At 60.9% G+C, this 19,133-nt stretch carries 24 protein-coding genes and 1 tRNA gene; 12 read left to right on the top strand and 13 right to left on the bottom strand.

Annotation, left to right across the window (positions count from 1 at the left end; all coding sequences use genetic code 11):
• Position 1: 1 nt before the first annotated feature.
• From HMPREF9695_RS17290 to HMPREF9695_RS17300, 3 genes are read right to left on the bottom strand one after another with little or no spacing between them, the layout of a single operon-like run.
• Positions 2-1,240, bottom strand: a complete 1,239-nt coding sequence (locus HMPREF9695_RS17290; protein WP_006022177.1) for an FAD-dependent monooxygenase — start codon at positions 1,238-1,240, stop codon at positions 2-4.
• Positions 1,241-1,257: 17 nt separating this feature from the next.
• On the bottom strand, positions 1,258-1,707 hold the full coding sequence (locus tag HMPREF9695_RS17295) for a MaoC family dehydratase (protein WP_006022178.1): 450 nt from the start codon (positions 1,705-1,707) through the stop codon (positions 1,258-1,260).
• Positions 1,708-1,723: 16 nt separating this feature from the next.
• Positions 1,724-2,200, bottom strand: coding sequence for a MaoC family dehydratase (locus tag HMPREF9695_RS17300; protein WP_006022179.1), 477 nt, complete (start codon positions 2,198-2,200; stop codon positions 1,724-1,726).
• A gap of 105 nt (positions 2,201-2,305) precedes the next feature.
• On the opposite strand from HMPREF9695_RS17300, the gene HMPREF9695_RS17305 reads away from it, so the two are divergent.
• Positions 2,306-3,076, top strand: coding sequence for an IclR family transcriptional regulator domain-containing protein (locus HMPREF9695_RS17305; RefSeq protein WP_006022181.1), 771 nt, complete (start codon positions 2,306-2,308; stop codon positions 3,074-3,076).
• A 7-nt stretch (positions 3,077-3,083) separates the two neighbouring features.
• On the opposite strand, the gene HMPREF9695_RS17310 is transcribed toward HMPREF9695_RS17305, so the two are convergent.
• Complete coding sequence (locus HMPREF9695_RS17310) at positions 3,084-3,470, bottom strand: DUF3175 domain-containing protein (RefSeq protein WP_006022182.1); 387 nt, start codon at positions 3,468-3,470, stop codon at positions 3,084-3,086.
• Between the two features lie 44 nt (positions 3,471-3,514).
• On the opposite strand from HMPREF9695_RS17310, the gene HMPREF9695_RS17315 reads away from it, so the two are divergent.
• Positions 3,515-3,997, top strand: coding sequence for a YbaK/EbsC family protein (locus tag HMPREF9695_RS17315; RefSeq protein ID WP_006022183.1), 483 nt, complete (start codon positions 3,515-3,517; stop codon positions 3,995-3,997).
• Positions 3,998-4,012: 15 nt separating this feature from the next.
• On the opposite strand, the gene HMPREF9695_RS17320 is transcribed toward HMPREF9695_RS17315, so the two are convergent.
• On the bottom strand, positions 4,013-5,011 hold the full coding sequence (locus HMPREF9695_RS17320; RefSeq protein WP_006022185.1) for a tripartite tricarboxylate transporter substrate binding protein: 999 nt from the start codon (positions 5,009-5,011) through the stop codon (positions 4,013-4,015).
• Positions 5,012-5,069: 58 nt separating this feature from the next.
• On the opposite strand from HMPREF9695_RS17320, the gene HMPREF9695_RS17325 reads away from it, so the two are divergent.
• Both HMPREF9695_RS17325 and HMPREF9695_RS17330 read left to right on the top strand, forming a co-directional pair.
• On the top strand, positions 5,070-5,813 hold the full coding sequence (locus HMPREF9695_RS17325; protein ID WP_006022186.1) for a haloacid dehalogenase type II: 744 nt from the start codon (positions 5,070-5,072) through the stop codon (positions 5,811-5,813).
• Between the two features lie 134 nt (positions 5,814-5,947).
• Positions 5,948-6,271, top strand: coding sequence for a hypothetical protein (locus tag HMPREF9695_RS17330; RefSeq protein WP_006022187.1), 324 nt, complete (start codon positions 5,948-5,950; stop codon positions 6,269-6,271).
• A 78-nt stretch (positions 6,272-6,349) separates the two neighbouring features.
• Here the strand turns inward: HMPREF9695_RS17330 and HMPREF9695_RS17335 are convergent, their stop codons facing one another.
• Positions 6,350-7,927, bottom strand: coding sequence for a gamma-glutamyltransferase family protein (locus tag HMPREF9695_RS17335; protein ID WP_006022188.1), 1,578 nt, complete (start codon positions 7,925-7,927; stop codon positions 6,350-6,352).
• An 81-nt stretch (positions 7,928-8,008) separates the two neighbouring features.
• Positions 8,009-8,923, bottom strand: coding sequence for a LysR family transcriptional regulator (locus tag HMPREF9695_RS17340; RefSeq protein WP_006022189.1), 915 nt, complete (start codon positions 8,921-8,923; stop codon positions 8,009-8,011).
• 164 nt (positions 8,924-9,087) lie between these two features.
• Between HMPREF9695_RS17340 and HMPREF9695_RS17345 the strand changes: the two genes are divergently transcribed.
• From HMPREF9695_RS17345 to HMPREF9695_RS17355, 3 genes are all read left to right on the top strand, one after another.
• Positions 9,088-9,786, top strand: coding sequence for a pirin family protein (locus tag HMPREF9695_RS17345; protein ID WP_006022190.1), 699 nt, complete (start codon positions 9,088-9,090; stop codon positions 9,784-9,786).
• Positions 9,787-9,845: 59 nt separating this feature from the next.
• Positions 9,846-10,445, top strand: a complete 600-nt coding sequence (wrbA, locus tag HMPREF9695_RS17350; RefSeq protein ID WP_006022191.1) for an NAD(P)H:quinone oxidoreductase — start codon at positions 9,846-9,848, stop codon at positions 10,443-10,445.
• Positions 10,446-10,742: 297 nt separating this feature from the next.
• Positions 10,743-11,567, top strand: a complete 825-nt coding sequence (locus HMPREF9695_RS17355) for an alpha/beta fold hydrolase (protein ID WP_006022192.1) — start codon at positions 10,743-10,745, stop codon at positions 11,565-11,567.
• A gap of 62 nt (positions 11,568-11,629) precedes the next feature.
• Here the strand turns inward: HMPREF9695_RS17355 and HMPREF9695_RS17360 are convergent, their stop codons facing one another.
• On the bottom strand, positions 11,630-11,860 hold the full coding sequence (locus tag HMPREF9695_RS17360) for a DUF2171 domain-containing protein (RefSeq protein WP_006022193.1): 231 nt from the start codon (positions 11,858-11,860) through the stop codon (positions 11,630-11,632).
• Positions 11,861-11,994: 134 nt separating this feature from the next.
• Between HMPREF9695_RS17360 and HMPREF9695_RS17365 the strand changes: the two genes are divergently transcribed.
• Complete coding sequence (locus tag HMPREF9695_RS17365) at positions 11,995-12,363, top strand: CsbD family protein (protein ID WP_006022194.1); 369 nt, start codon at positions 11,995-11,997, stop codon at positions 12,361-12,363.
• A gap of 195 nt (positions 12,364-12,558) precedes the next feature.
• A complete protein-coding gene (locus HMPREF9695_RS17370) occupies positions 12,559-13,059 on the top strand; it encodes a tetratricopeptide repeat protein (RefSeq protein ID WP_024919875.1) in 501 nt (166 codons plus the stop codon).
• A gap of 79 nt (positions 13,060-13,138) precedes the next feature.
• Here HMPREF9695_RS17370 and HMPREF9695_RS17375 read toward each other — a convergent pair whose 3' ends face one another.
• Positions 13,139-13,336: a DUF3606 domain-containing protein gene (locus HMPREF9695_RS17375; protein ID WP_024919874.1), complete on the bottom strand. Its 198-nt coding sequence runs from the start codon at positions 13,334-13,336 to the stop codon at positions 13,139-13,141.
• Positions 13,337-13,473: 137 nt separating this feature from the next.
• Here HMPREF9695_RS17375 and HMPREF9695_RS17380 point away from each other — a divergent pair, with 137 nt between their 5' ends.
• The gene (locus HMPREF9695_RS17380) at positions 13,474-13,797 is read left to right on the top strand and encodes a polyhydroxyalkanoic acid system family protein (protein ID WP_006022197.1); all 324 of its coding nucleotides are present in this window, start codon (positions 13,474-13,476) and stop codon (positions 13,795-13,797) included.
• Positions 13,798-13,866: 69 nt separating this feature from the next.
• Here HMPREF9695_RS17380 and HMPREF9695_RS17385 read toward each other — a convergent pair whose 3' ends face one another.
• The 4 genes from HMPREF9695_RS17385 to cpdR all read right to left on the bottom strand — a co-directional run bounded on the left by HMPREF9695_RS17385 (position 13,867) and on the right by cpdR (position 16,678).
• A complete protein-coding gene (locus tag HMPREF9695_RS17385; protein ID WP_006022198.1) occupies positions 13,867-14,079 on the bottom strand; it encodes a hypothetical protein in 213 nt (70 codons plus the stop codon).
• Between the two features lie 104 nt (positions 14,080-14,183).
• Positions 14,184-16,004 (bottom strand): outer membrane protein, encoded by a 1,821-nt coding sequence (locus HMPREF9695_RS17390; protein ID WP_006022199.1) that lies wholly within the window; start codon positions 16,002-16,004, stop codon positions 14,184-14,186.
• 130 nt (positions 16,005-16,134) lie between these two features.
• Positions 16,135-16,209, bottom strand: a tRNA-Val gene (locus HMPREF9695_RS17395).
• 106 nt (positions 16,210-16,315) lie between these two features.
• A complete protein-coding gene (gene cpdR, locus HMPREF9695_RS17400) occupies positions 16,316-16,678 on the bottom strand; it encodes a cell cycle two-component system response regulator CpdR (protein ID WP_002713397.1) in 363 nt (120 codons plus the stop codon).
• A 231-nt stretch (positions 16,679-16,909) separates the two neighbouring features.
• Here cpdR and HMPREF9695_RS17405 point away from each other — a divergent pair, with 231 nt between their 5' ends.
• Positions 16,910-17,797 (top strand): N-formylglutamate amidohydrolase, encoded by an 888-nt coding sequence (locus HMPREF9695_RS17405; protein ID WP_006022200.1) that lies wholly within the window; start codon positions 16,910-16,912, stop codon positions 17,795-17,797.
• Positions 17,798-18,335: 538 nt separating this feature from the next.
• Positions 18,336-19,118 carry a histidinol-phosphatase gene (gene hisN / locus HMPREF9695_RS17410; RefSeq protein WP_006022202.1) on the top strand — a complete coding sequence of 261 codons (783 nt, stop codon included), beginning with the start codon at positions 18,336-18,338 and terminating at the stop codon, positions 19,116-19,118.
• The last annotated feature ends 15 nt before the right edge of the window (positions 19,119-19,133 follow it).

The following is a 19,133-nucleotide window of genomic DNA, read 5'->3' on the forward strand; positions in this document are numbered from 1 at the left end:
GTTATCGCGAAACGTCAGAAACGCTCCACGATTTCCGGGTGTTCAGTGCATCGACATCGAAACCCGCAAGCTGCTTGTAGCGGCGTTCGACATCCTGCAACTCGGCTTTCGCATCGCCATGCGCGCCGCTGCGCGCCAGCGCGCTCACGCGCGCCATCACATCACCTGCCTGCCGCCGATTTGCGAGCTGTACTTCGCTCGCAACCGGCCGGCGCTGCGCGTCATAAGCGCGCAATGCGTCATCGGTGGTCGCAGCGGTCGCCAGCTCATAAGCCAGCACCCGCGCATCAAGTATCGCCTGCGACGCACCGTTGGAGCCGAACGGATACATCGCGTGGGCAGCGTCGCCGAGCAGCGCGCATCGCCCGAAAATCCAGCGCGGCAACGGATCGATGTCCGCCATCGGATACTCGTAGGATTCCGATGACGACGACACCAGATGATGCACATCCAGCCAATCGAAGCGGTAGTCTTTTACAAACTCCGCAATGACACTGGTCGGCACCGGCAGATTCCAGTTGCCGAGTTCGGTCTCGGCGCGCGTCGTATCTTTCGGTCGAACCAGCAGCCAGTTGATGACGCCATCCGCGATCGGATAGACCACCACGCGCTGGGTCTCATCGCCGATAATCACCATTGAGCGTCCGGAAAGAAACGGCCCGGCCTTGGTGACGCCGCGGTACATGACCCAGCCGTTCGATGCGAGCGGCGTGACCGCGCCATAAAGACTGTCGCGCGACGGCGAGCGGATGCCGTCAGCGCAGATCGCGACATCGGCCGTATAGGACACCGGACGATCCTCGATCAGATCGGTCGCTGCAATGACGGCCTTGTTGCCCGTGGCGCTGAGGCCCGTCACCCGCTGCGCGACGCGGATCGTGGACGCACCCAGCCGTTCGTGCACGGCATCGACGAGCAGCCGTTGCAGCGTGCCCCGATGAATGGAGTATTGCGGCCATTTGTAACCGGCGTCTAACCCGCGCGGCTCGGCCCAGATCAACTGGCCTCTGGGATCGTAGTAAGCCAGCTCCTTGGTCGGCACGCCCACTTTCGCGAGCGCATCGCCAAGGCCCAGTTCGCTCAATTCACGGACGGCGTGCGGCGGCAGGTTGATGCCGACGCCCACGTCGCGAATTTCACGCGCTGCTTCCAGCAGGAGAATGTCGCCCTGGCCGGCGGCGTGCAAAGACAACGCCGCCGTCAGTCCGCCAACTCCCGCGCCTATGATCGCGATCGACATCGCGCTTCAACTCCCGGTCAGGCTGCTGCGGCTGCGCGCGGGAATTCGACCATCGCCTCGCCGACAGCGACCTTGTCGCCGTTCTGGTTCTTCACCAGCACGTCGATCAGCACGAAGCGCGAGTTCTTGGTGGTCTGCTTCGCCTTGATGATGCCTTCCGGCTGGATGGTATCGCCCGGCTTCACCGGCTTGACCCAGCGCGTTTCCAGACGGCGATGAATGGCGCCCGCGGGATAGGCCCAGTCGGTCAGCATACGGGTGATCAGCCCGAAATTGTTCATGCCGTGCATGATGATGCCGCCGAAATTGGTCTTGCCGAAATCGCCCTTCATGTAGTTGTCGTCGAGATGCAGCGGGTTGTAGTCGAGCGATGCATCGCAGAACAGGCGGATGGATTCGCGCGAGACCGAGAACTTCGGGCCGTCGATGCTGTCGCCAACCGAGAGGGTTTCGAATGTGGTCGTCATGTTTGAACTCCTCGCGTTACATCGGCCGGATGGTCTGGCCGCGGCCGGAACAGATCACGTCGCCGTGCTGGTTGAAGAAGACGTTGTCGTGGACCACGAACAGCCGCTCGCGCTTGATGAACTTGTCGAGCGCGCGAGCCTGCAGCGTAATCGTGTCGCCGGGCCGTGCGGGCTTGTTGTAGCTCCAGGACTGGCCCGCATTCACGGTGCCGGGTGAGCGCATCCAGTCGTCAGCCTCGGTGCAGGCGAACATCAGCAGGATGTGAATCGATGGCGGCGCGATAATGCCGCCCCAGGGCGTGGTCTTGGCATAAGCCTCATCGAGGTAAAGCGGGTTGGTTTCACCGACGGCCTTGCACAGGAGCGCGATGGCTTCCTTGGTCAGCAGGTAGGGAATCGTCTTGCGCGGTTCACCCGGAACGATCTCGTCCCAGACCTTTCGCAAATTTTCGTCCTTCCAGAAGTCGGTCTCGAAAGCTTGTGCTTGCGCCATGGCAATCTCTCATCTATGTTCATCAGGCGAACTTTATAGTCACTGTACGAACACTATGGTCCGGCTTTTCGATCCTGACAAGTCCGGTTTTGAGAGGATGTCTGAATGCCCAAGGAGAGTGACGGTTTCGTCCGCGCCATCGCGAGAGGATTTTCCGTGGTCGAAGCGCTGGGACGGCCGCCGGGACGGCACACGCTGTCGGAGACCGCGGCGTTCGCGGGGCTGACGCGCGCAACCGCGCGGCGCATGCTCGCAACCCTGGTGGCGCTGAAATACTGCGAAGCCGACGGCCGTTACTTCAGCCTGCGTCCGCGCGCGCTTGGCCTCGGATTGTCGTATCTCAACGCGCTGCCCTACTGGGGTTATGCCCAGCGCGCGCTCGAAGACCTGCGCAACGAGATCGGAGAATCCTGCGCGCTGGCGGTGCTGGATGAAACCGAAATCGTGTATGCGCTTCGCCTGCCGGCGCGACGCATCCTCTCCGCCAATCTCGGCATTGGAAGCCGCCTGCCCGCGCATCTGATCTCGCTGGGACGTGTGCTGCTCGCCGCACTGCCGCCCGACCAGCGTGCACGATATATCTCCGAGATCGAATTCAAGCAGGTGACTCCCCGCACCCTCACCTGCCCGATCAAACTTGGTGAAGAACTGACGCGGGTGGAGCAGCAGGGCTATGCCTGGATCGACGGCGAACTCGATCCTGCGATCTGCGGCATCGCGGTGCCGGTGCGCGACCAGGCCGGCCATGTCGTGGCCGCTGTCAGCATCAACACCATTTCGGGCACTGTGACCGAGACCGAAGCCAAGAAGAAATTTCTGGTCGCGCTCAAGCGCACCGCGCAGGATATCCGGACCCAGACCACCGCCAATGGCTGACCCGACGTCAGGCGGCCTTTTTCCCGAACGCCTTCCGCAGCTCGGACTTGGCCGCTTCGAGCTTGCGCTTGCGAGCTGCGGACAGATTCTTGCCGCCCCGGTTGATGTAAAAATTCAGCATCGACATCGCCGACTGGTACGGGCTGGCCTTGCGGCGATGGCTGCGCTCCGCCGAGCGCTTCAACGAACGCGCGATGGCGGCAGGACTCCGCTGCTTGAACAGATGATGCTTGAGATCGAGCGCATCGCTGGTGGCTGTGACACGGCCCGACCATTTACGGACGGAACGCTTGGCCGACGTGCGCCTCTTACCTGCCTTCCTTGAGGATGCTTTTCCTGCAGATAATGTCTTTCGCGTCCGTCTTGCGGACGATTTGCGCGCGGCTCTGGCCATGGTAGGTCCTCGGTCGGAATACAGGTTTGCCGACAGGACAAAGCATGAGCCTCGAAACGGTTCGCGCGTTTTTCGCGAAAAATGCGCCCGATATTACCGTCATTGAATCGGACAAAAGTTCCGCCACGGTGGCGCTGGCCGCCGAAGCCTATGGCGTGACACCTGCGGAGATCGCCAAGACATTGTCATTGCGCGTGGGTGACCGCGTGCTGCTGGTGGTCACCTGCGGCACCGCCCGGCTCGACAACAAGAAGGCGCGCGCGGTGTTCGGCGGCAAGCCGCGCATGCTCAGCGCCGAGGAAGCGCTCGATGCCACCGGCCATCCGGTTGGCGGCATCTGCCCTTTCGGACTGAAGACGCCGCTGCCGGTCTATTGCGACATTTCACTGAAAGCCTTCAGTGAAGTCGTGCCGGCTGCCGGCTCGATCAACAGCGCCGTTCGCATCTCGCCAGCACGCATGGCCGAACTGACCGGCGCCGAATGGATCGACGTGAGCGAAATCCGGGAGCAGAGCGAAGTGGCATAATGGCGCAAGCACGCGCTACTCCACCCTGCCGATCTTCTTCACTGCCGCGATCAGCCGGGCGCTGTCGGCTTCGACGAATTTCGTAAACTCCGGCGCATCGAGGTAGGCGACGGGGCTGCCCGCGGTCTCGAATGTTTTCACTACCTCCGGTGCGCGCACCGCCTCGCCCATGGCTTCGCGCAGCTTGGTCATGATCGGTGCAGGCAATGCCGTCTGCGCGAACAAACCCGCCCAGATGTAGAACTCGACGTCTTTGTAACCGAGCTCCTGAAACGTCGGCACGTCGGGGAAACTTGCGACGCGCTTTGCGCCCCATCCGGCCAGCACGCGCATCTTGCCGTCATCGACCTGCGCGCGCAGCGTGCCCGGCGCCGAGGCCACCGCCTGCACCGTGCCGGTCAGCAATCCCGTCAATGCCGGACCTGCGCCGCGGAACGGCACATGCAGCAGCTTGATCCCGGCGCTGGCCGCAAACATTTCCATCGCGATGTGCAGCGTCCCGTAAGGACCGGACGAGCCATAAGGTATCTGGCCCGGCCGCGCCTTCGCGTCCTCGACGAACTCCTTGACCGTTTTCCATGGCGCGGATGCGGGTACCGCCAGCATGGTCGGATCGGCGAGCACCCGTGCCACCGGCGCAAACTGCGACATCTCATAAGCCACCGGGCGGTCGAACAGCCGGTCGGCTTCCGGCAATACCGCCAGCGACGAGAGTGTCATCAGCAGCGTGTAGCCGTCGGGCTCAGCGCGCGCAGCCGCAGCATTGCCGACCGAACCGCCGCCGCCGCCGGCGCGGTTATCGACAATAACGGGTTTTCCCAGAATGCGCTCCAGTGCCAGCGCCACCGGCCGGGCCGCGAGATCCGCCTGCCCACCAGCGGGAAACGGTACGATCATGGTGATGTTGCGCGACGGCCATGCCGCCTGCGCATTGGCGTTGCCGGACAGCGTGTGCAATGCAACCTGTGACAGCGGCACAACTGCAGCCGCTTTCAGAAGCTCGCGCCGATTCATGATGCCTCCCTGAGAATTTGTTTTTATTCTTTGTCGCCATACCCTGAAGGAAGCGCAGATGACGATCAAGGCCGTTGTATTCGATGCTTACGGCACGCTCTATGACGTGCAGTCGGTCGCCGCTGTCACCGACGAGGCGTTTCCCGGCTATGGCGAGCTGATCACCCAGATCTGGCGCATGAAGCAGCTCGAATACACCTGGCTTCGCTCACTGATGGGGCGCTACGAGGATTTCTCGGTCATCACGCGGCAATCGCTGACGTTCACCCTCAAGGCGCTCGGCCTGACGTTCGATGAGAAGGCCTTCGAGCGCATCATGGAGAAGTACGTCCACCTCGATCTTTACCCCGATGCGAAGGAAGCTCTTGCGGCGATGAAAGACCGCAAGCTCGCGATCCTGTCGAACGGCAGCACCGATATGCTGAACGCGCTGGTGCGCAACACCGGCCTCGATACCATTCTCGACGCCACCATCAGCATCGACACGACGAAGGTCTTCAAGCCGTCGCCGCGCACTTATGACCTGATCGAATCAAATCTCAGTGTGAAACCGCATGAGGTGCTGTTCGTCTCCTCCAATCCGTTCGATGCCTGCGGCGCCAAGGCGTTCGGCCTGAACGTGGCCTGGATCGAACGCGTCACACCACGGGCGATGGCTACCGAATTTGTGAAAGCCGACCTCGTGCGGCCGTTGTCGATGTTCAAGGCGATCCGCATGCAGATGGATGAATTCGGCTGGGAACCGGACTATCGCATTGGCGCGCTGGCGGATTTGCCGAAACTGCTCGCCGCACACCCCTAAATCGCGGGCAAGCCGCAGGTGTTGCCGAATTGATTCGCCGGCACTGTCTTCGCAGTTCAAGCATGCCGCGGGAGATCGATAAGCCTTCCATCTGGCACGATTGATGCTTCGCATTTCCTCAAGGAGGTGATGTGATGCGATCAGTCATTTTCTTGTTCCTGACAGTGGGACTGCTGATAACCCGCGTCTGCTTCGCGCATGATGCGGATGGACGTCCGAACTGGATCGCCGAAGGGGCCTACAGAGGTTCCGATGGCGTTCACTGTTGCGGACCGAGCGATTGCGAACAGTTGAGTTCCGACGAGGTTCAGGTCCGGCCCGACGGAATCTGGCTGACGCGATTCAAGGAACTGGTTCCGTTCGAGCAGGCGACGCCAAGCGAGGACGGCAAGACATGGCGATGCCACAACCTCTCGGGTGAGAGGCGGTGCTTTTTCATGAAGTACGGCAATACGTGACAATGCCAATCGTGCGCGGATGATAGCCGCGCCGGTTGATGTGCCGCCGGACGCACGACGTGCGTCCGGAACGAGTGCTCAAATGCCGAGCGCCACGCCATCCTTGCGATGGTCGGTGGCGCCGAGCAGAACTCCGCGTTCGTGATCGATCCAGATCGCCTGACAGCCGCCGAGGGCGACATCGGCCCATTTCACGTCGTGCCCGCGCGCCGCGAGTTCCGTGCCGACCTCTTTTCCAAATGTCGGCTCCAGGGACAGCACGCCCTCGAACGCGAACGAGCGCGGCGCTTCGGATGCGGCCTGAATGTCCATGCCGAGGTCGAACACGTTGGAGAGAAAGTTGCCGTGACCGGTCGCCTGATAGTGGCCGCCCATCACGCCGAACGGCATCATGCAGCGTCCGTTCTTCATCACCATGCCCGGAATGATGGTGTGCATCGGCCGCTTGTTCGGGCCGAGCGCATTGGGGTGACCGGGCTGAAGCCGGAAGCCCCAGCCGCGGTTGTGCAGCAGCACGCCGGACTTCGGCGCATAGATGCCGCTGCCGAACGGCTGGAACAGCGAATTGATGAACGACACGGCGTTGAGATCACGGTCCACCACGGTGACGTAGACCGTATCCTTGTGCTCGATGTCGTCCCAGTCGACAGCCGCGCTGGCCCGCGTCATATCGATCTTGCTGCGGATCGCGCCGATATACTGGTCCGAAAGAAAATGCGCGGCATCGACCTTGCCGTGTGCGGGGTCGCAGAAGAACGCATCGCGCGCGCGATACGCCGCTTTGGTCGCTTCCGCCAAGAGGTGCACGCGGTCAACTTCCGCGAGCGCCTTGATGTCGTAGCCCGCCAGCGTGCGCAGGATCATCAGCGCCGCCAGGCCCTGCCCGTTCGGCGGGCATTCGAGAATGTCATGGCCGCCGTAGCTCGTAGAGATCGGCGTCACGTCTTCGGGCGTGTTCGCGGCGAAGTCTTCCACCGTGTGCACACCGCCGAGGCCTTGCAGCACGCTTGCAAGCTCTTCCGCGACCTCGCCCTCATAGAATGCCGCGCGGCCTTCGCGCGCGATGCGGCGCAGCGTCTTTCCGAGTGCCGGCTGGCTGCGCCGGTCACCAATCGCAGGCGCGATACCGCCGGGGAGATAATGCGCTGTCGCCGCCGGATTGCTTTCGAGTTTCGCACGGTTGCGCGACCAGTCCGACGCCACGCGCGGCGTGATGCGGAAACCGTTTTCGGCGGCATCGATGGCCGGTTTGAAGATCTCGTCCAGCGATTTGCTGCCGTGCTTCGCAGCAAGCTTGCACCATGCATCGATCGCGCCCGGAACGGTGACGCCTTCGATCGAGGTCGGTGTGAGCGCCTTCGCGCCCTTGGCCATCGTGGCAGCGAGATCGGTCTTCGCGGGTGTACGGCCCGATCCGTTCAGCGCAACCGGCGTGCCTGCTTTCGGCGAATAGATCACAAAGCAGTCGCCGCCGATGCCGGTCATCTGTGGCTCGACCACGCCCTGCAAGGCGACCGCCGCAATGGCAGCGTCCATCGCATTGCCGCCGGCTTTCAGAATGTCGAGTGCGGCGAGAGTCGCCTGCGGGTGCGAGGTCGCGGCCATGCCGCGTTCCCCCACTGCGATGGAGCGGGACGGCGAGATGAAATTGCGCATTCAGGGAAACCTTCGAGGATGGAAACCCATGTTACGCAGACTTGGCCTGCCAATCCAGTGCGGAACAGGAACGTGATGGACTTAGCGGGCCGCGCGTCTGGTGCGGCCAAGCTTGTCGGCGAGAAAATCCGCCAGCACTTCGACACGCGCGGGGCGCGGGCCGCCCGGCGGCATCACCAGATGCACGGCGCCCTCGGGCTGTTTCCAGTCCTTGAGGATGACTTCGAGTTGTCCCGACGCAATGGCGTCGCCGACAATGAAATCCGGCAAATCGGCGATGCCGAGCCCGGCCAGCAGCGCCGGCATGGTGGCTTCGCCGTTGTTGACGCGCAGTTGCCCCGACGGCCGCACCGTCGCCTGCTCGCCCGCCGCATTGACGTAGTGCCACACGCCCGGCGTCGAGAGATATGCGTAGCCGAAGCATTTGTGCTGAGCGAGATGCATGGGATGCGTCGGCCGGCCGTAATTCTTCAGGTAGGACGGCGCCGCCACCGTGTAGCGCCGCATGTCGCTCAACCGGCGCGCAACGAGCGATGAATCCGGCAGGCGCGCGATGCGGATGCCGGCGTCGAAGCCGTCGCCGATCAGATCGACCATGGCATCGCTCAGATGCAGGTCGATCGACACTTCGGGATAGGCGCTCAGAAACTCCGGCAGCAGCGGCGCAATGACGCGGACGCCATAGGTCATCGGCACAGCAAAGCGCACCAGACCGCGCGGCGCGGACGATTGCGCCAGCGCTTCGTTCTCCGCCGCCTCGCCGTCCATCAGAAGTCGTGCCGCACGCTCGGACAGTCTCTGGCCGGCATCGGTCAGCGCCAGTTGCCGCGAGGTGCGGTTGAACAGCCGTGCGCCGAGCCGGTCCTCAAGACGGCTGACGGCCTTGGAAACAGTCGCCTTCGACAGCGCCAGTTCGGTCGCGGCCCCTGCAAACGACCGCATTTCCACGACTTTGGCGAAGATCGCCAGCCCTTCGAAGTCCGGAAGCCTGGGCATGCGAGCCATCCCTCATGTGTCATATATGGAAACAATGAGTTTCCATAGTTTCTATTTATGCACCATTCGGGAGCGCTTATCCATAACCCATCGAATTCGAGGTTACCCACGGCGCACCACGCACCCGGCGGTCACCTCAAGCACATTCAACGAAGGAATATCCCATGATCGAACTTCGGCCATTCAACAAACTCGGCAGCGCCAATCACGGCTGGCTCAAGGCAAAGCACCACTTTTCGTTCGGCAGCCACTACGACCCGAACAATATGAATCACGGCAGCCTGCGCGTCTGGAACGACGACGAGATTGCGCCGAACACCGGCTTCCCTGCGCATCCCCATGCCAACATGGAAATCATCACCTTCGTTCGCGAAGGCGCGATCACGCATCAGGACTCGCTCGGCAACAAGGGCCGCACCGAGGCCGGCGATGTGCAGGTGATGAGCGCAGGCTCGGGCATCCGCCACTCCGAGTACAATCTTGAACCGGTAACGACCAAGATCTTCCAGATCTGGATCGAGCCGACGCAGGAAGGCGGACAGCCGTGCTGGGGCGCCAAGCCGTTCCCGAAGGCCGACCGCTCCGGCAAGTTCGTCACCATCGCCAGCGGCTTCAAGGCCGACAACGATGCCCTGCCGATCCGCGCCGACGCCCGCGTGCTGGCGACAACGCTGAAGGCCGGCGAGACCGCTGAGTATGCGCTCGGCGAGACGCGCTACGGCTATCTCGTTCCGGCGGCCGGCAGCATTGAGGTCAACGGCGTGCGCGCCAATGCCCGCGACGGCGTCGCGGTCCAGAAAGAAGCGTCGGTGAAGGTCACCGCGCTCGAAGACACCGAACTCGTTCTCGTGGATGCGGCTTAAGCCGCATCCATTCTCTCTCGCCAATCCCCATTCAACCCTGAAAACTGAAGGAGGCCATCATGGCCAAGGTTCTTGTTCTTTACTATTCGGCTTACGGACACATCGAAGCGATGGCGAACGCTGTCGCCGAGGGCGCACGCGAAGCCGGCGCGACTGTCGACATCAAGCGCGTTCCCGAACTGGTACCGCCCGACGTCGCCAAGGCGTCGTACTACAAGGTCGATCAGGCGGCGCCCGTTGCCAAGATCGAGGATCTTGCGAACTACGATGCGATCATCGTCGGCACCGGCACCCGCTTTGGCCGCATCTCGTCGCAGATGGCCAACTTCCTCGATCAGGCCGGCGGCCTGTGGGCGAAGGGCGCATTGCACGGCAAGGTCGGCGGCGCGTTCAGTTCATCCGCCACGCAGCACGGCGGCCAGGAGACCACGCTGTTCTCGATCATCACCAACCTGCTGCACTTCGGCATGGTCGTGGTCGGCCTGAACTACGGCTTCGCCGGACAGATGGGTGTCAAGGAAGTAACCGGCGGCTCGCCCTACGGCGCGACCACCATCACCGACGGTGACGGCAGCCGCCAGCCGAGCGCGAACGAACTTGCCGGCGCCCGCTATCAGGGCAAGACCATCGCGGAAACCGCGAAGAAGCTGCACGGCTGATCGAAGCGGCATAGACACGCAACAAAAGGCGGCGCTGGCAACAGCGCCGCTTTTTTTCATGCTCCTGCATCGAAAAAAACGAAAGAGCAAAAAGAAAAAGACACGATAGGTTTGTCGAAAGCCCGCGTCTCAAAAAGAGGCCAATATGACATTTTCAGGCGTAACAGGAGACTGCCTGGATTTTCCGCGCAAATAACGGCACCCGCCCATGTCATCGAAACAGTGGACGAGCTATCGTATCAAGGGTGTCACCCGATTAGCCGGCTCGTTTTCGGGAAGCTGAAAGGACAAAACGATATGCCTATGGTCAAAACCAAAGACGGCGTTGACATTTTCTACAAGGACTGGGGCTCCGGTCAGCCCATCGTGTTCAGCCACGGCTGGCCGCTGTCTGCGGACGACTGGGATCCGCAGATGCTTTTCTTTCTCTCCAAGGGTTTTCGCGTCGTTGCACACGACCGGCGCGGCCACGGGCGCTCCACCCAGGTGGGCGACGGTCATGATATGGACCATTACGCCGACGATCTGGCCGCCGTCGTCACTCATCTCGATCTGAAAGATGCAATCCATGTCGGCCACTCGACCGGCGGCGGCGAGGTTGTGCATTATCTCGCACGTCACGGCACAAGCCGGGCTTCGAAAGCAGCTATTATCTCTGCGGTGCCGCCGCTGATGGTCAAGACCGACGCAAATCCGCTCGGTCTGCCCAAGTCCGTGTTTGACGATCTGCAGGCGCAACTCGCTGCCAACCGCGCCAAGTTCTATCGCGATCTGCCGGAAGGGCCCTTTTACGGCTTCAATCGGCCTGGCGCGAAGCCCAACGAAGGCACAATCGGCAACTGGTGGCGTCAGGGCATGATCGGCGGCGCCAAGGCGCATTATGACGGCATCGTCGTTTTCTCGCAGACCGATTTCACCGAAGACCTGAAGAAGATCGACATTCCCGTGCTGGTGATGCACAGCGAGGACGATCAGATCGTGCCTTACGTCGCATCCGGCCCGCTCAGCGCCAAGCTGCTAAAGAAAGGCACGCTGAAAACCTACAAGGACTATCCGCACGGCATGATCACCACGCATGCGGACGTCATCAACAACGATCTGCTGGCCTTCATCAAGGGCTGACGGCCAATCAGCCGCAACGCGAAAGGCCCGCTCAATGAGCGGGCCTTTTCTGTTTGAGAATACTATGACGCCCTTTGCAACTCGCTGACGTCGTTGACCGGCTTCTTCAGATGAACATGCGTGTCGACATGATCGATCCACGCGACCGGAACGAAATGGTGTACCCCATCGGGCGAACTGCTCTTGGTGAGTTTGATCCTGTCGCTACCTTCAAGGTGATCGACCTGACCGATATTTTTACCGGTGGAATCGATCACGTCCATATGTTCCTTGATTTTCGATACGTCTGCCATGTGCAACTCCCTTGCTGTGCCCTTATCAACGAGACGAATCGAAAAATGTTCGGCTGCTGCGGCATTTTCGGCATCCGACGGAACCCATGGCAGGTCAGATTGTTGTTGGTCCATCACCCCCGGAGAACATGACGATGGACAAGGATCGGATCACAGGCGCAGCAAAAGACGCCGCAGGAAAAGTTGAAGGTGCATTCGGCCGCGCAACAGGCGACGCATCGACCGAGGCGTCGGGACGTGCGCGCGAGGCGGCAGGAACCGTGCAGAACCTGTACGGCCAGGCGAAGGACGCGGCACGCGATATCGGCGATGCAGCAAGCGGATACGCCAAGGAGGCACTCGATACGGGCAGCGATATTTATCGCGACGGTAACAAGGCGGTCGCCTCTGCCGTTCGGGAGCAACCGCTCGGCGCCCTGCTGATCGCAGGTGCGGTCGGTTTCGCGCTGGCCTTGATGCTGAACCGGCAGCCCCGCAGGCGGCCGCTGCGCGGCTACTACTGATACGAAATCGGACTGAACGAAAGGCGTGCGTTTCGACGCGCGCCTTTCGCGCGTGCGCAGATTGAGAATGTTTTGCATTGCACTCTGAGTCCTCCGCTGCTCGCTCCAACGAATGGACGAGCGTGTTCGCGTTGTGCCGCCTCGGCGTCCGCGATATAGGGAAGTCCTATAGTTTATTAGGGATGGGGCTTTGCAATGTTCCGATTTACTGGATTGGCTGCGGCTATCATTGCCGCCGGATTGACGATGAATGCCTCTGCCGCGCACGCAGGCAAATGGGAAGACGGGCTGAAAGCTTTTGCGAAGAAGGAATACGCCGCCGCCGCGAAGCTGTTTCGACCGCTGGCGGAAAAAGGGAACGCCGTCGCGCAGTATCGTATCGCCCTCATGCATAAAATGGGTCTCGGGGTTTCCAAGGACCGCAAGCAGGCCCAGAAGTGGGGCCGACTCGCGGCGAAGCAGGGCAATGCGGACGCTCAGGTGTTGCTCGGAAGCCTGTACTACACAGGCGAAGGCAAGGAATCCGAAGACATCGAGAAGGCGTACATGTGGTACGACGTCGCCGCGATGCAGGGGAACGACGAGGCCAAGAAAGAACTCGCGGCCGTGTCCAGCCAGCTCAGCTCCCAGCAGATCGCAGACGCACGGGCAAGGGCGCAGAAGTGTGCATCGTCCGGCTACCAGCAATGTGATTGATCCGACCGCTCAGCCGGTCATTCTGACTTGCGAATATAGCCCGGCCTCGCGCCGGGCTTTTGCTTGGCCCGCTCAACGCTTATTTGCCAAGATGCCGGCGCACCGCGGCGACAGAGGGGCCGACCTCATCGATTGCGGCGGCAAGATCCTGCGGCGATACACTGAGACGGTAAGCCCAGTAGCCGGTGGAGGCGTCATCCGTCGTATCGATCACAGGTGCGGGACGCGCACCGAGATTCGACGACAGCACGGATGCGACTGTCACAAGGCGGAGCATGCCTTAAAATATCACGGAACCGCCCTTCCCGCATGCGGCCGCGCCTCTCAGCGTTAATGAACCTTGAAATTTCCTTGAGCCCGCATCGGGTTCGGTTGCTATAGTCGGCCTCCGAACCTATCGCTCGAGGCACGACATTGGCTCAACCGTTCATCGTCTCCATTCCCCACAGGCTGGGGAAGGAAGAAGCGACTCGCCGCCTGAAGACCGGACTCGGCAGCGTGCGATCGGAGTACGGAAAGATTCTTCAGATCAATGAGGAAATCTGGAGCGGCGATCGCCTCGCATTCCAGTTGACCGCGTTGAAGCAACAGGTCGGCGGAACGATCGAGGTGGCTGAAGATCACGTCAAGCTCGAGGTGATGCTGCCCTGGCTGCTTGCAGGTCTGGCGCATGGCATCCAGGCGACGATCCGCTCCCGCGCCACGCGCATGCTCGAAAAGAAAACAACGGACGTGTGATCCTTGCGCGAACAAAGGCCCGGCATTGCTGCCAGGCCTTGATCACATGAATCATCAGCGGTTAAACTATCAGCCGCTGCTGGCTTTCAGCTTCAGCCAGGTGGTGCGGACGTTTTCCTTGACCTGTCCCCACTCGCTGGCGGCCACATCCCAGTTCACGATCTGGCGTGATGTGCCGGCGGATACGCCGCTGGCCACTGTCGATGTCGCCATCGAGTCGTGAATGTAGACCACGCCAATGGTCAGCAGGCAGCCCAGCACCATTCCCAGAAGAGTTCGCATATGATCGTCCTCCAGCACATGCAACGCCGTAAGGCTGCGAGAGTTCCAGACACGAAAACGCCCGCCGATCAAATGACCGGCGGGCGCGATTACCTGTAGGAAGATCACCAGCAGAAAGAACAGAACCGGTCGCCCTGCGGATTCAGCAAGCGATACACCAGCGAGACGCGATAGGCCTCGTTCACAATCTGATGGACGTTGGATGCCGCGGCGAACGAGTTGGTCGTAATATTGCCAATCGTTCCGCCGAAGCCTGCTCCGCCAATCGGGAGATGGCTCCATGTGTAAGTGTCCCGCAGATATTCGCCGCGGATGGACAGATCGTCGGTCGCCTTGAATTCAAACCCGCCGCCGATGGAGGTGCCGATCAGGTTCTCGGGGGCAAAGGTCTGTGTCACCGACGCCGCACCAAGGAGCGGCGCACTCGGCGGCGAGATCGTGAAGCCGCCGGCACTCGATCCGATGCTGCCCGCGACCGTGCCGTAGGACTTTCCGTAACTGAAGAACCCCGAGAGTTGAGGCGTGATGACAAAGCCGCCCATCAGACGAAGATGATTCTTGCTCTCGACGGAAAGGTTGCCCGCCATCGCCAGACCAACGCAGGAGGTTGCTGTTGGAAATATGTAGCACGTCATGTTGGCTCCCCAAGCGCTTCCAAACATGCCGGGACTCTTGCCATTCACGAGGCTGGACAGCGAGTTCAACTCAAAGTCGCCTTCGATACCCAGCCAGAACCTGTTCCACTGCGCGCGATAACCGATAAGAAGATGATTGCCGGTGCGATCCATTTTTCGCGAGAAGCCCTCTTGCCTTGAAAAATCCGTGCCAGCCGTGGTGTTGTCGTCGACGGTAATCGTCATACCGCCTTCCTGCTTGACCTCGTAGTTGTTCTGGGTGATGCCGCCGCCCACATAGAAGCCGGCCCATGTGTTGGCATAGAGCCTCGGATCGGTCGTGAACGACTTCCAGTTGAGAGCCGCGGCCGCCGACGGCGAGACATTGGGATCGAAGCGATAGATCAGCGACGCACGAATGGTTTCGTTGGTCACTTTCACCTTCTCGCTCGGAGAAGTCATCGTCACGATGTTGCCGTTGACGTTGGCTTGAACAGTCGCGCCGCTCGTCACCACATCGGTGTACGTATCCTTCAGATATTCGAGCCTTGCGATGAGGTTATCGCTGGCTTTCACCTGAATGCCGCCGCCGATTGACGTACCGACCAGGTTCTTGTTCGGAGCGAACGAGGTGCCGGACACGATGACAGGTGCAGACGGGCTGCTCCCCAGCGCGAAGCCGACATGAGAACCGACGGTGTCGCTTCGGCCGAACGCAGCGCCGCCGCTGATAAACGCCATCAATTCGGGGGTAATGGCTAAGCCGGCGACACCGCGCAGATGCCCCCTGGTCTCGACCGAACCGAACGAGGTCGGGCTTCCGCAGATATAATTGCCGGTCGTGCCGACGCCGCAATAACCGGGCTCGGGTCCGAACGGAATTGATGCCAGAACACGGTCGCCGAACGAATAATCGCCCTCCGCGCCGAGCAGAAACCGCTCATACTGCCAGAGGTATCCACCGAGGATGTGACCGCGATTGAGATAGTTGATGGAATCCAGCCGAACCGGTTCGTTCGACGGTTGGCCGGGCCCGCCGGGTACAAGCGTTTGATACGCCGTTCCCTGATCGAGCGATTTCTTTTCGCGGCCCCACCCCGCACCGAAGTAGAAGCCGCCCCACGACCACAGCTTGGCAGCCGCCGGATCCGCAGGGACCGCCGGCTGGGCGGCCATTGCGTCGCGCGCGGTCGAATTCTGGATCGCCGCGGCACGCTGCGCTGACGATTGACGGTCGGATGTTTGTGCGGATGCGGGGAGCGCCGAAAAGGCAAGCAGCGCAATCGCCGAAAACACGGCTGTTTTGGTCATGAAATCCCCCAGTTCCCCGGGGAATCCTATTGCGACGTCTGGAAAGGGACAATCTACGGCAAGTCCCAGCGGCGGCTTCAGATACGCGCTGTCTCCACAATGCCACGAGACTGCGTGTATTGAGAAGCGATGGTGGGCGCGACAGGGATCGAACCTGTGACCCCCTCGATGTCAACGAGGTGCTCTCCCGCTGAGCTACGCGCCCTTAAAAACCATTAGTGCCGGGATGCGTCCCTATATCGGCTTGGATCGCCGCAGGCAAGGACGGGAAGACGTGTTTTGGGGGCAAATTAACCCCGAATCGACTGCCCTCAGGCCGCCAGCATCTTGTTCACTTCGCTGACCAGTTCGCGCAGATGGACCGGCTTGGACAGGACCTTGGCGTTTTTCGGCGCCTCGGAGTCCGAATTCAGCGCCACGGCGGCAAAGCCGGTGATGAACATGATCTTGATATCGGGATCCAGTTCAGACGCGCGGCGCGCCAGCTCGATGCCGTCCATTTCCGGCATCACGATGTCGGTTAGAAGCATTTCAAAAGGCTCTTCGCGAAGCCTCTGATAGGCTGACAGCCCGTTGTCGTAGGACGAGACCTGAAAACCGGCATTCTCCAGCGCCTTGACCAGAAAGCGGCGCATGTCGTTGTCGTCTTCGGCGAGGAGAATTTTGTGCTGCATGGCCTGTCACTGGTCGTCTGATCGTGAATGGAGAAGTCCCCGCCGCCTATTTGGCCGATGGAGAGTAAATTTCGGGTGAAGGCGAAGTTCCTATTGGCAGATCAGTTAGGTTTGCGGACAATGATGTCGAACAAAACACCTGCTTTTCCGGCGAAATGTGTTGCCCGGGCAGGCATTTCAGCAGCGGTGAGCATAACACCGCAGATGAAAATGGCGAGGAAAGAGGTGGCAATGACCCAGTTCGAGGACGAGTTGTCGCCTCCGTTCGAGATCATCGAGCCGGCCGTCTGGCGCGCGCCGATCATCTTCAACTCACCGCATTCAGGATCGGTCTATCCGCGCGAATTTCTGGCCGCTTCCCGCATCGATCAGGCGGCGCTGCGACGTTCGGAAGATTCGTTCATGGACGAGATCATCGCGGATCTCACCGGCCGAGGATTTCCGATCGTGCGGGTGAATTTTCCGCGCTCTTATGTCGACGTCAATCGCGAGCCCTATGAGCTTGATCCGCGCATGTTCGCCGGAAGGCTGCCGAGCTTCGCAAACACCCGCTCGATGCGGGTCGCGGGTGGCCTCGGGACGATTCCGCGCGTGGTCGGCGACGGTCAGGAAATCTATTTCGAACGCCTCGACGTCGAGGACGCACTGAACCGCATCGAGTCGCTCTACAAGCCTTATCATCGCGCATTGCGCCGCCTCATCAACAAGGCACATCAGGCCTTCGGCACGGTCATTCTGGTCGATTGCCATTCGATGCCATCGGTCGGCGTCACGCGCGATGAGCCCAGACGCCCCGACGTCGTGATCGGCGATCGCTACGGCACGAGTTGCGCGAGCCTGCTGCCAGATGTGGTCGAGGAAACGCTCACCGGTCTGGGATACTCGGCGGGCCGCAACAAACCTTACGCCGGCGGCTTCATCACCGAGCACTATGGCAACCCGGCCAGCGGACTGCATACAATCCAGCTTGAACTCAATCGCGCAATCTACATGGATGAACGGCGGCGCGAGCGTGGCCCGCAATTCCGCAAGGTCGCCGATGATTTCATGGTTCTCGCAGAGGCGCTGGCCGCGATCCCGCTCGACAGCCTCGGACCGTTCCAGGCGGCGGCAGAATAAATTTCCTCATGCGAATCTCCTCGCACAGGACGCCTCGGCGTTGCCGATTCCCCCCGCCCAAGAAAAAAGGGCCACTCGCGAAAGCAAGTGGCCCAAGTCTAGGGAGGAAACGCCCAAGGAGGGCAGCAATAACGCGAGGCGTTATCGCACCGCAACAATATGCAGCCGCAGCGCACTCAGAGCAAGTATTTTTAAAGAATTAGTCATGCCCTCAGCGCATAACAGACTTGCGGCCTTCCGCTCAACTAAAAACTACATTCTTCTGATATAACAACAGCTTATCGAGAAATATGACAAGCGGACGGTGCCAAAAAAGCATGAAAGCGCGCCCAAGAAATGAATAATTAATTCTATTCATCGGCGATCAGGCTTTCATTTGCACCTTCGCTTTGGAATCGGAAAGTAAGGAATGAACACTCCGGTTAGTGGCGCGCTGTCAGAACTTCGGGCGATTGATCCCCTGTCCGGACTCTTATAGGGCCGTAACAGGTTCGCACTTACACTCCATCGGCTTCGTGGTCGTTCTAAAGGAATCCCCGTGACGGTCATCGACTTCACCGCTTTTATCGGACGACTGGCGACCGCCTCGGGCGACACCATCCTTCCCTTCTTCCGCACCTCGCTCAGCGTCGAGAACAAGAATACTGGACGCGATCTCGATCCGGTCACCGAAGCCGACCGCGCCGCTGAAGCGGTGATGCGCCGGATGATCAAGGACAGCTTTCCACTTCATGGCATTGTCGGCGAGGAGTTCGGATCCGAACGCGCCGACGCGGAATATGTCTGGGTGCTCGATCCGATCGACGGCACCAAGTCTTTCATCGCCGGCCTGCCGATCTGGGGCACACTGATCGCGCTGATGCACAACGGCACGCCGGTGTTCGGCATGATGCATCAACCCTATATCGCCGAACGCTTCAGCGGCGACGGCGGCTCCGCGCGTTATGACGGCCCCTCCGGCAAACGCAAATTGTCGGTGCGCCGCTGCGCGTCGCTCGCAGAGGCGACGCTGTTCACCACCAGTCCGCGGTTGATGAAGGCGCCGGACCGCGCGCAGTTCGAGCGCGTCGAAGCCGGCGTGCGGCTGTCCCGCTACGGGGGCGATTGCTATGCCTATTGCATGCTTGCCGCCGGACATCTCGATCTCATCATCGAGACCGAGCTGAAATCCTACGACGTCGCCGCCCTGATTCCGATCGTCACCGGTGCAGGCGGCATTATCACCACGTGGGAGGGCAAGCCCGCGCAGTCAGGGGGCCGCATCGTCGCAGCGGGTGACAAGCGCATCCACGACGAAGCGCTGAAGATCCTGAATACCTAAGACGCCGCAGCTTTC

Source organism: Afipia broomeae ATCC 49717, assembly GCF_000314675.2.
Taxonomy (GTDB): domain Bacteria; phylum Pseudomonadota; class Alphaproteobacteria; order Rhizobiales; family Xanthobacteraceae; genus Afipia; species Afipia broomeae.

Excerpts from the sequence above, each read along its gene's own strand:
- HMPREF9695_RS17360 (WP_006022193.1), bottom strand. The coding sequence starts at position 11,860 with ATGGCAGACGTATCGAAAATCAAGGAACATATGGACGTGATCGATTCC.
- HMPREF9695_RS17340 (WP_006022189.1), bottom strand. The coding sequence starts at position 8,923 with ATGCCCAGGCTTCCGGACTTCGAAGGGCTGGCGATCTTCGCCAAAGTC.
- HMPREF9695_RS17300 (WP_006022179.1), bottom strand. The coding sequence starts at position 2,200 with ATGGCGCAAGCACAAGCTTTCGAGACCGACTTCTGGAAGGACGAAAAT.
- HMPREF9695_RS17330 (WP_006022187.1), top strand. The coding sequence starts at position 5,948 with ATGCGATCAGTCATTTTCTTGTTCCTGACAGTGGGACTGCTGATAACC.
- cpdR (WP_002713397.1), bottom strand. The coding sequence starts at position 16,678 with ATGCAGCACAAAATTCTCCTCGCCGAAGACGACAACGACATGCGCCGC.
- wrbA (WP_006022191.1), top strand. The coding sequence starts at position 9,846 with ATGGCCAAGGTTCTTGTTCTTTACTATTCGGCTTACGGACACATCGAA.
- HMPREF9695_RS17305 (WP_006022181.1), top strand. The coding sequence starts at position 2,306 with ATGCCCAAGGAGAGTGACGGTTTCGTCCGCGCCATCGCGAGAGGATTT.
- HMPREF9695_RS17385 (WP_006022198.1), bottom strand. The coding sequence starts at position 14,079 with ATGCGAACTCTTCTGGGAATGGTGCTGGGCTGCCTGCTGACCATTGGC.
- HMPREF9695_RS17295 (WP_006022178.1), bottom strand. The coding sequence starts at position 1,707 with ATGACGACCACATTCGAAACCCTCTCGGTTGGCGACAGCATCGACGGC.
- HMPREF9695_RS17375 (WP_024919874.1), bottom strand. The coding sequence starts at position 13,336 with ATGCTCCGCCTTGTGACAGTCGCATCCGTGCTGTCGTCGAATCTCGGT.
- HMPREF9695_RS17290 (WP_006022177.1), bottom strand. The coding sequence starts at position 1,240 with ATGTCGATCGCGATCATAGGCGCGGGAGTTGGCGGACTGACGGCGGCG.
- HMPREF9695_RS17355 (WP_006022192.1), top strand. The coding sequence starts at position 10,743 with ATGCCTATGGTCAAAACCAAAGACGGCGTTGACATTTTCTACAAGGAC.
- HMPREF9695_RS17335 (WP_006022188.1), bottom strand. The coding sequence starts at position 7,927 with ATGCGCAATTTCATCTCGCCGTCCCGCTCCATCGCAGTGGGGGAACGC.
- HMPREF9695_RS17310 (WP_006022182.1), bottom strand. The coding sequence starts at position 3,470 with ATGGCCAGAGCCGCGCGCAAATCGTCCGCAAGACGGACGCGAAAGACA.
- HMPREF9695_RS17370 (WP_024919875.1), top strand. The coding sequence starts at position 12,559 with ATGTTCCGATTTACTGGATTGGCTGCGGCTATCATTGCCGCCGGATTG.
- HMPREF9695_RS17315 (WP_006022183.1), top strand. The coding sequence starts at position 3,515 with ATGAGCCTCGAAACGGTTCGCGCGTTTTTCGCGAAAAATGCGCCCGAT.
- HMPREF9695_RS17390 (WP_006022199.1), bottom strand. The coding sequence starts at position 16,004 with ATGACCAAAACAGCCGTGTTTTCGGCGATTGCGCTGCTTGCCTTTTCG.
- HMPREF9695_RS17320 (WP_006022185.1), bottom strand. The coding sequence starts at position 5,011 with ATGAATCGGCGCGAGCTTCTGAAAGCGGCTGCAGTTGTGCCGCTGTCA.
- HMPREF9695_RS17405 (WP_006022200.1), top strand. The coding sequence starts at position 16,910 with ATGACCCAGTTCGAGGACGAGTTGTCGCCTCCGTTCGAGATCATCGAG.
- HMPREF9695_RS17325 (WP_006022186.1), top strand. The coding sequence starts at position 5,070 with ATGACGATCAAGGCCGTTGTATTCGATGCTTACGGCACGCTCTATGAC.
- HMPREF9695_RS17365 (WP_006022194.1), top strand. The coding sequence starts at position 11,995 with ATGGACAAGGATCGGATCACAGGCGCAGCAAAAGACGCCGCAGGAAAA.
- HMPREF9695_RS17345 (WP_006022190.1), top strand. The coding sequence starts at position 9,088 with ATGATCGAACTTCGGCCATTCAACAAACTCGGCAGCGCCAATCACGGC.